The following is a 15,449-nucleotide window of genomic DNA, read 5'->3' on the forward strand; positions in this document are numbered from 1 at the left end:
TGTTCAATTGGCGCTTTTGATATCTCAATGATAGCTGCAATCAACTATGCTTGACCTTGTGGCGTTCCAAAAGGGAATGCAACTGTAGGATCACCACCTTGTTGAGGTTGTTCAGCAACACCTAAGTCCATTTTAATTGGGCCATTTAATGCTTCGAAACGGTTCACGTTATCAACCAATGCACCTAACAAGCGTTTTGCATGCTCTGGAGTCAAAACGATTCTTGATTTCACTTTTGCTTTTGGCACTCCTGGCATCACACGGATAAAGTCAACCACAAATTCAGTATTAGAGTGAGTGATAATCGCAAGATTTGAGTAGGTTCCTTCTGCTACTTCTTCTGTCAACTCGATGCTCAATTCGTTTTGATTTTGGTTATTTTCCATAATAATTCTAATGATAAGTTAATATATTCTTAAATTCTACTTTGTAAATGTTCTAAAATCTTGTCCGTTCTCAATATTCAATAATGTTTCGTAGATCAACCGGATCACGTTATCCACATCTTCCTTGTGCACCATCTCCACTGTTGTGTGCATATAACGGAGTGGTAAAGAAATCAATGCAGACGGTACACCACCATTGCTATAGGCAAATGCGTCCGTATCAGTTCCTGTAAAACGAGAAGAAGCCTGACGCTGGAAAGGAATATTATTCTTCTCAGCAACTTTAACCAACAGTTTATTCAGATTAATCTGAACCGCTGGAGCATAGGACAATACCGGACCTTTCCCTGAAAATAGATCGCCCTGCGTGATCTTATTGATCATCGGAGTTTGCGTATCATGTGTCACATCAGTTACGATGGCGACATTCGGTTTGATACGATCTGCAATCATTTCGGCACCGCGTAAACCAATCTCTTCTTGCACCGAATTTACGATATATAATCCAAATGGCAATTTCTTTTTATTCTCTTTTAGCAAACGAGCAACCTCAGCGATCATAAAACCACCGGCACGATTGTCCATAGCCCGCCCAACATAATAACGGTCGTTAAGGACAGAGAATGTATCTTCGTATGTAATGACACAACCGACATGTATTCCCAAGGCTTCAACCTCTTCTTTGGTACTACAGCCACAGTCCAAAAAGATATTTTTCAGTGAGGGATTTTCTTCTTTCTCTCCCGAACGCGTATGAATTGCCGGCCAGCCGAATACAGCTTTGACAATGCCCTTTTCCGTATGAATATTCACGCGCTTAGACGGCGCAATCTGGTGATCTGAACCACCGTTACGTATTACATAGATCAGTCCGTCTTTGGTAATGTAATTGACAAACCAAGAAATCTCATCCGCATGAGCCTCTATAACGACCTTATACTCCGCTTTTGGATTGATTACCCCTACAGCTGTACCGTAGTTGTCAACGAATGTATCATCAACATAAGGCTTCAAATAATCCAACCACAGGCGCTGTCCTTCCCACTCAAATCCTGTAGGAGAAGCATTATTGATATATTTCTCAAAAAATGAAAGCGAATCTTTCGTCACAACCGCGTCGTGCTTCGGCTCTTTTTTCTTGTTTTTTTCTGCCATCTTTTCCTTTTCTATTTACTTTCGTCAAAATATGAAAATTTCAATGAAATGCAAAAGTAAAAATGTTTTTTGAAATATTGTTTGCGCAATTTATTTTAGGTTATACGCTCCTCTTTAAGTAAAAAGGATCCGCAAAAGACAATATTTTGTTCACGATGAATGAATTAGATCCGCAGCCCAATGATATTCTGCTTAAAAACAAATTGTAGGAATAAAAAAATGAGATTAAAGCTTATCTTTACTTCAAAGTAATTTAAAAAGCTATAAAATTTATGAATTCAATATTAAGTGCAATACATTGGAATATTGACCCCGAAATGTTCAACTTTGGCGCTTTTGCCCTTCGCTATTATGCCTTATGCTGGTTGTTAGCATTTTTTGTTTCATACGTGATCATGTTGCGTATATTCAAAAAGGAAGGCCGCACACAGGAACAGTTGGATCAGCTTTCAATTTATATTTTTCTGGGCACTTTGATCGGAGCACGATTAGGACACTGCCTATTTTACGATTTTGACTATTACAAAGATCATATACTTGAAATCTTCCTGCCATTCAAATGGGATAAAACAGGATTTCATATTACCGGCTTCGCAGGATTGGCTTCCCATGGCGGCGCCATCGGAATTATCCTCGCACTCTATTTATTCTGCAGAAAAACAAAAACCGACTTCTTGTGGTTAGCGGACCGATTGGTCGTTGTAGTCCCTATTGCCGGTGCACTTATCCGTATCGGAAATTTCTTCAATTCTGAAATAATTGGCACACCTACAGATCTACCCTGGGCTATCGTGTTCGAACGTGTAGACAATGTACCACGCCACCCTGGGCAGCTTTATGAAGCAATCGCCTATATTTTGATCTTTATTATCATTGGTTCCCTATTCAAATCAAATCCCAATCGCCAAAAAGGCCAATTATTTGGCATATTCATGGTCCTATTATTTGGTGCACGCATGGTCTTGGAACATTTTAAAATTGACCAGGAAGCTTTCGAGCAAAGTATGGCTTTAAACATGGGCCAATTACTGAGTATACCTTTTATTTTGGTGGGCTTCTACTTTATCTTCCGGAAAACCAAAGCTTAAAACTGGCCGCAATATATCCTTGTTTGCAAATACAAGATTTTACAGGCATCTTTTCTAGAAAAGATGCCTTGTTTTTTTTCTATACCTGCAAAGATTACTATATTAGGCTTCAATAAATAATATATCTTTTTACAACAAGAAACTTAAGCCTAAAATGAGTCTAACACAAGCTGCATCTGTCGAAGCAAATGAGAAGATGCTTCAATACAATGGTCAATATGGAGAATTTGGCGGATCTTACATCCCACCGGTATTGGAAGAGCAATTGAATAAACTGGCTGCTTTTTTCGATAGTCATGTCCAAAAAGAAGAATTCCAGAAAGAGTTTATTGCGATCTTAAAACATTATGTCGGTCGCCCCTCACCTTTATATTACGCGAAGAATTTAAGCGAACACGTAGGTTCCAAAATCTATTTAAAGCGGGAAGATTTAAACCATACAGGTTCCCACAAGATAAACAACTGTATCGGTCAAATTCTTTTGGCTAAACAAATGGGAGCTACAGAGATCATTGCCGAAACTGGCGCCGGTCAACATGGTGTTGCAACAGCAACAGCAGCAGCATTGTTAAACATCCCCTGTAAAGTATTTATGGGCGAAATCGATGCTGCGCGGCAGGCCCTGAACGTCAAACGCATGGAATTGTTGGGTGCCGAGGTTGTAACGACCAACTTAGGTAACCGTACATTGAAGGATGCCGTAGACGCGGCCTTGATGTATTACGTCGAAAATCCCACATCCTATTATCTATTGGGATCACATGTTGGCCCACATCCCTATCCAAAAATGGTCGGCTATTTTCAAAGCGTTATCGGTAAAGAAGCACGCCAGCAGATTCTTGATCAGGAAGGGCGCCTTCCCGACAGCATCTTTGCCTGTGTAGGTGGCGGGTCAAATGCGATTGGCTTATTTTCGGGTTTTCTCGATGATCATGCCGTCGAAATTCATGGTGGTGAAGGTGGTGGCACCGGGACTTATCCAAAAACAGCAGCGACACTTTCTTTTGGTAAACCAACTGTATTCCAGGGGACATTTTCATACTGTCTGGTCGATGATGAAGGTAATCCGATCCCCTCAACCTCGGTATCTGCAGGCCTTGATTACCCGGGGATATCGCCGCAACATGCCCAGCTAAAAGATAGCAATCGTGCAAACTATCATCCCGTGACTGACACCGAGGCGATTGATGCCTACAAGTTGCTTTCCCGACTGGAAGGTATTATTCCGGCCATTGAATCGTCTCATGCTGTTGCCCTTGCGGTGAAATTGCTCAAAGACAAAAACCAAGTCGCTATTGTGAACCTTTCGGGTCGTGGCGACAAAGATGTTGACCGCGAATTCTAGACGGTAACATCAAAATACATGAGTAGACCGAGTGCCGAGCCCTAGGTTAGGCACTCGGTCTAAACATTTTATCCATTAGCTAACGATCGCCAAGATGAAACGACCTAGAAAACGTCGAATAGTTTTAAAAACAGTCATCAGCCTCCTCGTCTTACTTTGCCTGGGCCTGATAGGTTATAATCTTTATCCCGAACCAACGTTGGATCGGCATGCGAAAGTGGACAAACTGATTGTCTATAAATCTAAAAGGACACTATTGGCTTATAGCAAGGGAAAGCTCCTAAAATCATACCGTATTTCACTAGGCGGTCAACCTGTGGGCGACAAAGAATTTGAAGGTGATTTAAAAACACCCGAGGGTCTTTATACGATCAACGATAAAAATCCATATAGCGACTATCACAAAAACCTAGGTGTCTCCTATCCGAATGAACAAGATATCGCCCATGCCAAAAGTTTAGGAAAAGATGTCGGTGGCGACATCAAGATCCACGGACTCCGAAACGGACTAGGCTTTATCGGTAAACTGCAACGCCACATGGACTGGACTTTCGGTTGTATGGCACTTACAAACTCGGAGATTGACGAGCTTTTTGACGCTGTTCCAATAGGCACAACTATTGAAATAAAGCCCTAGCGGAAATAAAGCCTTGACTGAGATAAACGCTTAGCATCCGTCCCTTGACACTCATCTGTAGGCGATCTAACCCTTCCGTCCTATTTTTCCCCACAGCCTATTTTCAAAATACTACAAGATAAACCCTAAATATTACAACCCCATGTCTAATAAATTAGCGATTTTTGAGTTTACATGAGTAACTTGTATTTAAAATAATTCTTATGAAACTTGCAATAAAGAATATGGTATGCAATAGATGCATAATGGTTGTTGAAAATGAACTGGCGAAGCTCAATCTCCATGTTAAGCATATTTCTTTGGGCCAGGTGGAAATTGAAGAAGAACTGACCAAAGCGGAGAGCAAGCAACTTGCTGAAAATTTTTCGGAACTTGGGTTTGAACTTATTGACGATAAAAGAACCGTCATCATCGAACAGGTAAAACATGTGGTGTTGGATCTCATCCGTAATCAACATAACGACACCAGCCTTAATCTTTCCGAAATCATCAGCAAGAAAGTGCACCATGATTACAACTACATCTCCAATCTATTTTCGGATGTTGAAGGGATCACCATCGAAAAATACTTCATCGGCCAAAAAATTGAATATGTCAAAGAGCTATTGGTTTACGATGAACTGACATTAAGTGAGATTGCCTATAAACTCAATTACTCCAGTGTTGCCTATTTAAGTAATCAATTCAAAAAAGTAACCGGATTGACGCCAAGCCACTTTAAACAGATCAAAGACAATAAACGTAAGCCGCTCGATAAAATCAACGAGTAAAGGCGTGGAACGACAAAAGCAAGCTTCACAGCAGCCTCGGCCGCCAGGATTAGAAAACAGACAAAAAACAGAAGCAACTGGTCAAAGAAAAGAAGCAGCAGGCCAAATGAAGAAGTGACAAATCAAAGAAAAGAAGCAGCTGCCCAAAGAAGAGCTGGTCAAAAAAGCAACTGGTCAACAAAAAGAACAGCAGGTCAAAAAAGAAAAGGCTTCCGAGCGGAAGCCTTTCTTTTAAAATTGCCCTTTCAAATTAGCAACCCTTATCTTGAATATCTCTAATTCTTTTTGTTGTTGATTGATAAAAGAATTGTCCTCCAGTTTTCCGACCACAATATCACGTTCTTCATCATTGGCATAGACCATGTTTTTGAACTGATTTTTGTAGTCTTTGGCCCGGGATTTATAAATCTGTTCACCAATCCAGATCCGGTGCCCAAGCGCCTGATCCAACAAAGATACAATTTTATCTGTTGATAAAACCATACCTTCCAAATTTAAGACTTCGATTAAAGATAAGAGTGCATGTTCACGTTTATCTAGGGGGTAATCTTTACTTTTATCATGATAGAATTCATGAATATCATCCCACGAATCTATCTTTTTTGATTTGATATCATCTAAGAAAGTGTGCAGGGCATTGCTTTCGATCAGCTGTCCACCGATATTCTCCCAGTTCGTACGCGATCGACCCGTTAAGGAGGCCATAATATCCTGCAGTGACATACCTTCCTCGAGGGCATCCATCAGGTGCAGTACACCATAATACTTAATAAACGAACGATATAAGTGATAAGCCTCGCCAACCTTCTGAATAACGGTCGGTCTGCGTGAATTTTCGGCCCCTTGCAACACGATGGTCTGATCTTTTAGGTCCATGTTGTTGGCAAGCAGTGCCCGACCGGCAACAATACGTTCACGCTCATCCTTCCCTGCTGCAGTGTGAAGGCTGTCTGCAACGGCCAAGGCCAGCATATCCATCCCTTCAAACATTTCATTCACCGTATCCGGTGCCAACATATCGTATTCAAAATATTGATTTTTGAAATGTCGATTGTCCCGCGCCGCATACTTATTGGCATTCCGTACCAATGCGTACATATTGTACATAAACCAATACCCCGGAATCAGGACCAGTTGATCATGTTGTACGTCATTGCTTACTAAGGTGAAAGGTAGCTTAATATCCAGTTCATGCAGAAAATCCCCTTTTACAATCAGGCAATACGAAGCAAATCTGGAGTTGTGTTTTAGACTGACACAGAGTCCGGGCCAAAAACCACGTCCCGCGATAATTTCACCATCCGCAGCTCTGGAGTTGTGATTCGATCCTACAGTTGCTCCAGCAGCCATATTACTTTGGCCCATCACCAATGCCGCACATAAAAACGAGTTGTTATGGTGCTGTTCATGGGCTGGAAAAATCAGGGAATTTAATACTTCACAACAGGAAATTGTCGAGTTGTCACCCAAATAAGAGTTGATCAAGCGCGCACCATATTTCAATTGCGAATAGGAAGCCAAGATAAAACGTACGGCTTTAACGCCATAAAATATACGACAGCCATAGCCAATAATTCCATTAACAAGCTCACAGCCTTCACCGATCTGCGTATACGATTCCTGCGAGGAATTGACGGTTACATTTTTCAGCTTGCTGACCCCTTTGATATAAACATCAGTCCCGATCTTGACATTCTTGATCGTTAACGTATTTTTGATGACACAACGGTCGCCAATTTGGCTGTAATAGCCGCGTTGACTTCCAAATTTTTGATCCGTCAGTTCTCCAAATCGCTGCTGTAAAGCATGATCATGCCGATTGCGGGTCCAAAGGTATACATCTGCAGCCTGCATGCCATCAAAAGGGTAAACCGAGCGGGCACCATTTTCGTTGCAGAGCTCCAGCTCGATCCGTTTCTCCGACTCTTCACCGTCACGGAGGATGCCATTACCAAACTTGGCTGTACTACCGGTCTCCATTTCCTTGATCTGGCTCAACAGCACTTCATTGCCAACAATAAAGTAGGACAAGTAGCCCACATAATGAACAGCAACATCGTCACCAAAGTCCGAGCTGATGATCGTCGAATGGTACAGGCCAATGGGCAGCTGCAAATTGCGGTAATCCAGGTAACTCGGACTCAAATTGCCGATACGGACCAGACCGTAGAACTTACAGTGCTGCACCTGATTCGGATCGAAGACTGCCGATACTTTGACCTTGGTCCAGTCGCTTGACCAGTTACCGTTATGAATCAACTGTTGAATCTCCGTTTCCGTCAGATCGCGGTAGTCATTACGCGGGTTTTGCTGAAAGCGCAGGGTATATTCATCTTGTCCTGCTGGAATAAATTCATCTGGGATAAATCCATAGCCCAGCTGTTCCAAAGGTTTCTTCTTCAATACACTCATAGGCCTCCTTACTCTACAGTTACCGACTTCGCCAGGTTACGTGGTTTGTCCACATCCAATCCGAGTTCTACACCAATATAATACGATAGCAGTTGCAATGGTACAACCGAAATCAATGGCGCAATAATCTCATCGGCCTCCGGAATTTCCATAAAATCATCGGATAGATTTTCAGAAACGGTATCGCCTTTGGTAACCACCGATATGATCTTTCCCTTACGTGCTTTGATCTCCTGAATATTTGAAACAATCTTCTCGTGATAAGCATCTTTTGTAGCGATAAAAACAACAGGCAAGTTCTCATCAACCAATGCGATCGGTCCATGTTTCATCTCTGCTGCAGGGTAACCTTCGGCATGGATATAGGAAATTTCCTTGAGTTTAAGCGCACCTTCCAGGGCAACCGGGAAATTATATCCCCTACCCAAGAAAAGAAAGTCGCGGGCATCTTTGTACTTTTTGGCAATGGTTTTAATTTTATCAACCTGCGTATCCAAAATCCACTCCACCTTTTCAGGCACTTCATTTAATTCCTTTGCGAGTTTTTGATAACGCTCTTCACTGATGGAGCCTCTTAAAGAAGCAATCTTTAAGGCAATCAGGTTCAATACAGTCAACTGTGCTGTAAATGCTTTTGTACTTGCTACGCCGATTTCTGGTCCAGCATGGGTATAGGCACCTGCATCCGAAAGTCGGGCGATAGAAGATCCAACAACATTGACCACACCCAATATAATAGCACCCTGTTTTTTTGCATTTTCCAACGCAACCAATGTATCAGCCGTTTCACCACTTTGGGAAATCGCCAAAATAACATCCCCTGGATGAATAACCGGATTACGGTAGCGGAATTCCGATGCATATTCAACTTCTACATTTATGCGGCACAATTCCTCAATAACATATTCTGCAATAAGCCCGGCATGCCAGCTGGTACCGCAGGCAACAATTACAATGCGATTGGTGTTGCTGATCTCATTGGCAAATTTTTCAATGCCGCTGAGTGTAATCTGATGGGATTGCAGATCAAGACGTCCACGCATGGAGTCAAAGATCGTTTGCGGTTGCTCAAAGATCTCTTTCAACATAAAGTGATCAAAGCCTCCTTTTTCAATAGCTGACAGTTCCAGATCCAATTTTTGGACATAAGGTGTGATGCGCTCATTACCCAGATTTTTAAGGATCAGCTCCTCCGGTGTGATAATGGCCAGTTCATAGTCATTGATGTAAACAACTTCTTTGGTATACGCTAACATCGGGGAAGCATCTGAACCCAAAAAATGCTCATTTTTACCGATACCAATTACCAAAGGACTTCCCTTACGTGCTGCAATAATACGATCCGGATGACCAGCTTCCAATACGAGGATCACATAGGCCCCGACGACCCGTTTTAAAGCAATACGGATCGCTTCTTCTAACGAGCATTCATTCTGCAATTGGATTTCTTCGATAAAGTTGACCAGAACCTCTGTATCGGTATCACTTTTAAACGTATAACCTTTATTGATTAATTCTGATTTTAAGGAAGCATAGTTTTCAATGATGCCATTATGAATCATCGCGATGCGTCCGCTATTGGAATAATGCGGATGTGCATTCCGATCAGAAGGTTCACCATGGGTAGCCCAACGGGTGTGGCCTATCCCTGTGGTCGACTGTAGATCTTTTCCGTACACAAACTGTTCCAAGTTTGCGACTTTACCTGTTTTTTTGTAAACATCGATCTGCTCACCTTTATGCAATGCCACTCCAGCACTGTCATAACCACGGTATTCTAACTTTTGTAATCCGTCAATGACGATACCATACGCCTGACGATAACCTGTGTATCCTACAATTCCACACATGTATGTCTCAATTTTAAGTGTATATTTTGTTAATGCGCCGCAATGTAATAAAAAATATTTACGCAATCGATTGATTAACCTAAAATTAACACAAAAAAGGCGGCTAATGTTTTATTAGCCGCCTTTTTCTATTGTAAAATGTATTATTTTTTAATGTTCTGCCACGTCGACATGGTCATAATCTTCCTTCATCAAGGCTTCATAATTTGTCTTTTCTTTCTTTCCAAAACGACGTTGAAGACTGTCAAATATGGAGTACACCACCGGTACAACAACCAAGGTTAAAAATAAAGAAGATAACAAACCACCAATGATAACGATCGCCAGACCTCTATTCATATCGGCACCGTCTCCAGTAGCGATTGCGATAGGAATCATACCAAATACCATGGCAATTGTCGTCATCAAAATCGGACGAAGACGCGCGTGATTGGCTGCCACCAACGCATCGTGCGTGTTATCGCCAGCTTCCTTACGATGGTTGGCAAAGTCAACCAGCATGATCGCATTTTTGGCCACCAGACCAATCAACATGATGATACCCAAAATCGTAAAGATATTCAAGGTCTGATTTCCCAGCGCCAAGAACAATAGGGCTCCGATAAACGACAATGGAATCGAGAACAAGACCACAAATGGTGTGATAAAACTATCGTATAAAGCAACCATTACCAAGTATACTAGGATAATAGATGCCAATAAGGCAATACCCAAAGTACCAAAACCTTCGGTTTGGTTTTCCATATTACCACCCCAGATAAAGACGATACCCGGTTTACGCGGTAGTTTTTCAAACTGTGCCTGCCACTCTTGCGCTACGGTACCCATTGGTCTACCGATTGCCTGTCCCTGAATGGATACTGCCGGCGACTTGTCGCGACGTTCCAACAACGTAGGTCCCGAACCAAAAGTTACATTGGCAAATTGATCCAAAGAAATAGAGGCACCCTGATTATTGATAAATTTCAGATCACGTACGTTGTCGATATTGGCACGACCATTTTCCGCATAGCGGATATTGATATCGTACTCATTATCACCCGCTCTGTATTTGTTATCCGTATTTCCTGAAAATGCCGTCTGCATTGTCATACCCACAGTAGAGACATTCAGTCCCAAAGAGGTCATTTTATCACGGTCGATCTTCACATTGATCTCAGGGTTACCCGCTTCAGAAGTCAATTTGACACCCGCAGCCCCAGGAATCTTACGTAATTGATCTGCCGCCTTCTCTGCAAATTCCTGTGCATCTTCGACAGAAGCACCGATAATGGTCAGCTTCAATGGTGCCTGCTCCGCTCCCATGATACCCACGTTGACGGTTTTGATTTTTGCACCGATCAGTTTATTTTCCAGTTCACGCTTCAGCGTCGCTGAATACACCTGTGAGTTACCCTCAAAATTTTCCTTGTCGAGGATCACGTGGATCTCCGATTTATAACGCGAACCCGTTGTTGAAGCCATACCGTCCGAAGACTGCCCCACTGTCGTAATAATTTCTTTGACATCAGGTTTCGATTTAATATAAGCCTCCGCTTTTTGCGTCAACAAGTTGGTCTTCTCCAGGGAAGCATCTTTATCGAGTTCCAACTGGATGAAAAACTCCTTACGGTCGATACTCGGGAAGAAGTCCGAACCAATATACCCCATACCGACCAAAAAAAACGATGCAACAAGTAAACCGATTGCCAAAAACAACGTAGCCAATTTCGTACCGACGTTCTTTAAAGCCCAGGTCAACAATCCAGCAACCCAATGTGTAAAGCTGTTCAAACCGCTTTCAAAACCATGAATAATACGACCAAAGAAAGAAGTTTTGCTCAAGTGCTCCAATTTACCGAAACGCGAGTATAACCAAGGCACTACCGTAAATGACACCAATAAGGATAATAAAGTCGAGATGATTACCGTCACACAGAATTGTGCCAGGATATTGGCCACCAAACCCGTAGACATCGCGATCGGCAGGAACACTACCACGATAACCAAGGTGATCGCCGTTACAGTAAATCCGATTTCCGAAGCACCATCATAGGCCGCACGCACCTTGTTTTTACCCATCTCCATGTGGCGGTGAATATTCTCGATAACAACGATCGCGTCATCCACAAGAATACCTACTACCAGGGATAAACCGAGTAAAGACATCAAGTTTAAGGTATAGCCCATCAAAAGCAAGCCAATAAAGGTAGCGATCAAAGATAATGGAATCGCCACCATGGTAATCGCCGCATTACGTAAACTTTGTAAGAAGAACAACATGATAAAGCCCACCAATGCAATGGCAATCATTAAGTCATGGATCACGTTATCAGCTGCATTCAAGGTAAATTCTGAAGAGTCATTGGCCACCAGAATTTTAATATTCTGTGCAGCATAATCCTTCTCTACACCAGAAATTACTTTTCCGTCTTTATCGTGTACCGCAATGGTTTTCTTGACCGCTTCGGACACCGCTACCGCATTTGCATCAGACTGTTTAAAGACCTGCAATAAGATTGTATTCTGACGGTCCAGGCGGGCTACTTTTTCAATCTCTTTGATACCATCCCGCACATCGGCGATATCGCGCAGATAAATCTGCACCCCTGCCGGCGTTGTGATCGGGAGGTTACGCAGCTCCTCGATCGAAGTTACTTTACCCGAAAGACGGATGGTTGTCCGATTATCACGAGTACTGACGTTACCTGTCGGGAAATCGAGATTGGATGATGCTACAATTTGCTGTACTTGCGAAATTGTCAGTCCATAACCTTCAATTTTCTTCGGGTCTACAGAGATCTGGATTTCACGTTCCTCACCACCGATCAGGTCCACTTTGGCAACACCATTGATCCGCGCAAAGACCGGCTGGATTTTATTGTCCAAAAGATCGTAGAGTTCTTTTTCCGATAAGTTGGACGTGACGGCCAAACTCATGATGGCCACATCATCCAGGGAGAATTTGGAGAGTGAAGGTGTCTTTACATCATCCGGCAGATCGTTGATCACGGCATTGATTTTCCGTTGAGCATCCGTAAGCAGGAAGTTGACATCCGCACCGTTGTTGAGGGTAATCATGACAATCGATACCCCTTCAAGGGAAGTCGACTCCACCTTTTTGATACTTTCCAAGGATGAAATGGCATCCTCTATTTTTTTGGTCACCGAACTCTCCACCTCTGCAGGTGAAGCTCCCGGATAGACCGTCTGTACCGTAATGACGTTAATTTCAAATTTAGGGACCAATTCATAGCCCAATCGCGTATAAGAAAACAACCCGCCTAATGTCAGTATTATAAATAATACGATAATTATACTGGGGCGTTTTATCGATATTTCGGTAATTTTCATTCGAATAATTTATTTTTAATAGCTATGCAACCGAGGTTCCATCTGCTACCGATTACAGTATGCTCTATTTAATAATCTCTACAGGGCTTTGGTCAAATAGATTGATCTGACCCGAAACAATCACTTGATCCCCATTTTGCAAACCACCTAAGATCTCGATGTAATCACCAAAGTTTCTACCTGATTTGACGTTTGTTTCGATGGCTTTACCGTTTTTCAGCACAAAGATCTTGTTATCGCTCACACTACCCACAAAGGCATTACGAGGTACGATCAACGTATTGCTAGCAACACCTTCACCGAAGATGGCTGTACCGTACATACCAGCACGCAATTGGTTCGATGCATTATTTACCTCGATTTCCACCGGGAAGTTTAAGCTACCATCCGATTTAGGAGCAATAAAAGTTACTTTACCTGTAAAGCGTTGGTCTGCATATACACTCGCTGTCACATCAACAGATTGACCGATCCTTAAGGTAGCCACATTCTTTTCGTCCACATTGACACGCAATTTCAAGGTGGCAACATTGACAATATCGAAGGCTGCAGCGCCCACATTTAGGTAAGTACCCGGTTCGATTTTACGTGCATTGACGATACCCGAAACCGAAGTTTTGATGGTCACATCGCCAGCATTCAATTTAGACGCTTTTAAGTTATTTTTCGCATTCTCAAATTGCAATTTCACCTGGTCTAACTGTTGTTTGGTTACACCACCTGTAGAGAAAGCACTTTCAAAGCGATGCAGATCGGCCTGCGCATTGGTAAATGCAGCCTGCGCATTCGCTACGTTCACATTCAGTTTATCGCCCTCGATGATCGCCAAAGTCTGTCCGGCGCTTACATGAGAACCTTCATCAACCAATACTTTCACCACTCTACCTGCAGTTTCAGCTGAAACAGTTACTTCTTGTTTCGGAGAAAATGTTCCGTTAGCCGTATAACGTAAGTCCATGGAAGATACTTTTGCCGTATCGATACGCACTGCAATAGCCACATTTTTCTTTGCTACCTCTGCAGTTTCGGCCTCATTTTTCTTTTTATTTTTATTTAACACAAAAAATATTCCTGCTAGACCAGCAGCAATAATAAGTAAGGTAATAATTCCGCGTTTCATATTGTATTAGTCAATTATTCTTTAATTAGTGATTTTAATTCGCCATTTGCCTTAATAATCTGTACTTCGGCTACTTTATAGTTCAACAGACTCGTATTTAGATTATTTTCTGCATCAGCTAATGCTTTTTCAGCATCAAGTAATTCTGTTAAAGTTGCTAAACCATTGTTAAAATTGTTTTTGGTATCATCTAGCACACCTTTGGCCAATTTAACATTCCGGCGATTATTGTCGATCGTCAACAAGCTGATCTTAATCTGTGATTTGGCATTTTCTTTCGCCAGATTAAGGCCCAATTTGGTATCCTCAAGATCAACCTGTGCTTGTCTAATCTGAATATCGGCCTGGTTGATTCTCGCTTTTGTTGTTCCTCCGGTAAAGATTGGAACCGAAAGATTTAAACCTATACTCGAGGTCTTTGGCCAGCTAAAATCGCCACCAATTGGAAAGCCTTTACCAAATCCATTAAAACCAAAATCTCCACCTAAGGATAATTTAGGATATAGATCAGCAACTTTCGATTTCTTGTTCAGTTCGTAAAGCTCAATTTGCTTTTTCATCAACTGTACCTCAGTCCTATTTTCTACATTATCCGATTCTACCGCCAGTGCTGCGTTGATATCAAACGTCTCTCCAGATAATTCAATATCTTCCTCGATCGGCTTTCCGATTGCGAATTTCAATGCATTTTCTTTGATCTGTACAGCGTTGGTTGTTTGTTGTTTTTGTGCCTCTAGGTTATTCACATTAACCACCAAGCGATCTAAATCTATTTTTTTTGCAAGTCCAGCTTTGACAAGTCCTTCCGTCACATCTTTCGTTTTTGTGGTACTTTGCAAATTATTTTCTATCGTTTGAAGTTTCAGATGTTCTTGGTAGATATCATAATAAGCATTTGCTACTTTTTCGATCACCTGTTCATCTGTTAACTGCGCATTTATTTGGTAAAACTCTTTTGTTGTCTTAGCAGCTTTCAAGCCTGTAAAGATCGATTGATTAAAAAGCTGTTGATTTAAGGAAATGGCCGCTGTAGAATTCCAGGGTTGTCCCATTTTAATTTTCTGAGTCTGACCACCGGCTTCCAATACCATTTCTGGAATTAACACATTGTATTTTAAGGAACCATTTGCTGTAATTTGTGGCAACGCGCTCCCCCTAACCTCATCAATCTGGTATTGCGAGTTTTCGAGATCTAACTTTGCCTTTTTAGCTTCCTTTTTGTTCTGCAAAGCAAATTTAATCGCATCACTTAAGCTCAATTGTTGCTGTGCATGACTCTGGAAAACCATCGTACCTAATAAAAGGCTGGCTAGTATTCTGATTGTTTTCATTCCTAATTTATTTATCCTAATT

Annotated in this window: 11 protein-coding genes; 4 read left to right on the forward strand and 7 right to left on the reverse strand. The window is 41.9% G+C overall.

Annotated elements, in window-relative coordinates; genetic code table 11:
- Positions 1 to 44: 44 nt before the first annotated feature.
- Together B3600_RS03600 and B3600_RS03605 are read right to left on the reverse strand one after the other, a co-directional pair.
- Positions 45 to 386 carry a DUF3467 domain-containing protein gene (locus B3600_RS03600; RefSeq protein WP_046672455.1) on the reverse strand — a complete coding sequence of 114 codons (342 nt, stop codon included), beginning with the start codon at positions 384 to 386 and terminating at the stop codon, positions 45 to 47.
- A gap of 36 nt (positions 387 to 422) precedes the next feature.
- Positions 423 to 1,541: a M42 family metallopeptidase gene (locus B3600_RS03605; RefSeq protein ID WP_286752085.1), complete on the reverse strand. Its 1,119-nt coding sequence runs from the start codon at positions 1,539 to 1,541 to the stop codon at positions 423 to 425.
- Between the two features lie 272 nt (positions 1,542 to 1,813).
- On the opposite strand from B3600_RS03605, the gene lgt reads away from it, so the two are divergent.
- The 4 genes from lgt to B3600_RS03625 all read left to right on the forward strand — a co-directional run bounded on the left by lgt (position 1,814) and on the right by B3600_RS03625 (position 5,381).
- On the forward strand, positions 1,814 to 2,629 hold the full coding sequence (lgt, locus tag B3600_RS03610) for a prolipoprotein diacylglyceryl transferase (RefSeq protein WP_120334068.1): 816 nt from the start codon (positions 1,814 to 1,816) through the stop codon (positions 2,627 to 2,629).
- A 154-nt stretch (positions 2,630 to 2,783) separates the two neighbouring features.
- Complete coding sequence (gene trpB / locus B3600_RS03615) at positions 2,784 to 3,974, forward strand: tryptophan synthase subunit beta (RefSeq protein ID WP_286752086.1); 1,191 nt, start codon at positions 2,784 to 2,786, stop codon at positions 3,972 to 3,974.
- A gap of 94 nt (positions 3,975 to 4,068) precedes the next feature.
- On the forward strand, positions 4,069 to 4,611 hold the full coding sequence (locus B3600_RS03620) for a L,D-transpeptidase family protein (protein ID WP_286752087.1): 543 nt from the start codon (positions 4,069 to 4,071) through the stop codon (positions 4,609 to 4,611).
- Between the two features lie 203 nt (positions 4,612 to 4,814).
- A complete protein-coding gene (locus tag B3600_RS03625; RefSeq protein WP_070561147.1) occupies positions 4,815 to 5,381 on the forward strand; it encodes an AraC family transcriptional regulator in 567 nt (188 codons plus the stop codon).
- Between the two features lie 231 nt (positions 5,382 to 5,612).
- Here the strand turns inward: B3600_RS03625 and B3600_RS03630 are convergent, their stop codons facing one another.
- From B3600_RS03630 to B3600_RS03650, 5 genes are all read right to left on the reverse strand, one after another.
- Positions 5,613 to 7,793, reverse strand: coding sequence for a DUF4954 family protein (locus B3600_RS03630; RefSeq protein WP_201639155.1), 2,181 nt, complete (start codon positions 7,791 to 7,793; stop codon positions 5,613 to 5,615).
- Positions 7,794 to 7,801: 8 nt separating this feature from the next.
- On the reverse strand, positions 7,802 to 9,643 hold the full coding sequence (glmS, locus tag B3600_RS03635; protein ID WP_286752088.1) for a glutamine--fructose-6-phosphate transaminase (isomerizing): 1,842 nt from the start codon (positions 9,641 to 9,643) through the stop codon (positions 7,802 to 7,804).
- A gap of 150 nt (positions 9,644 to 9,793) precedes the next feature.
- A complete protein-coding gene (locus B3600_RS03640; protein ID WP_145326907.1) occupies positions 9,794 to 12,976 on the reverse strand; it encodes an efflux RND transporter permease subunit in 3,183 nt (1,060 codons plus the stop codon).
- A 64-nt stretch (positions 12,977 to 13,040) separates the two neighbouring features.
- Complete coding sequence (locus B3600_RS03645; RefSeq protein ID WP_115049038.1) at positions 13,041 to 14,096, reverse strand: efflux RND transporter periplasmic adaptor subunit; 1,056 nt, start codon at positions 14,094 to 14,096, stop codon at positions 13,041 to 13,043.
- A 14-nt stretch (positions 14,097 to 14,110) separates the two neighbouring features.
- Positions 14,111 to 15,427 (reverse strand): TolC family protein, encoded by a 1,317-nt coding sequence (locus B3600_RS03650; RefSeq protein WP_286752089.1) that lies wholly within the window; start codon positions 15,425 to 15,427, stop codon positions 14,111 to 14,113.
- Positions 15,428 to 15,449 lie beyond the last annotated feature (22 nt).

Source organism: Sphingobacterium sp. UBA2480, from assembly GCF_002341965.1.
GTDB lineage: Bacteria > Bacteroidota > Bacteroidia > Sphingobacteriales > Sphingobacteriaceae > Sphingobacterium > Sphingobacterium multivorum.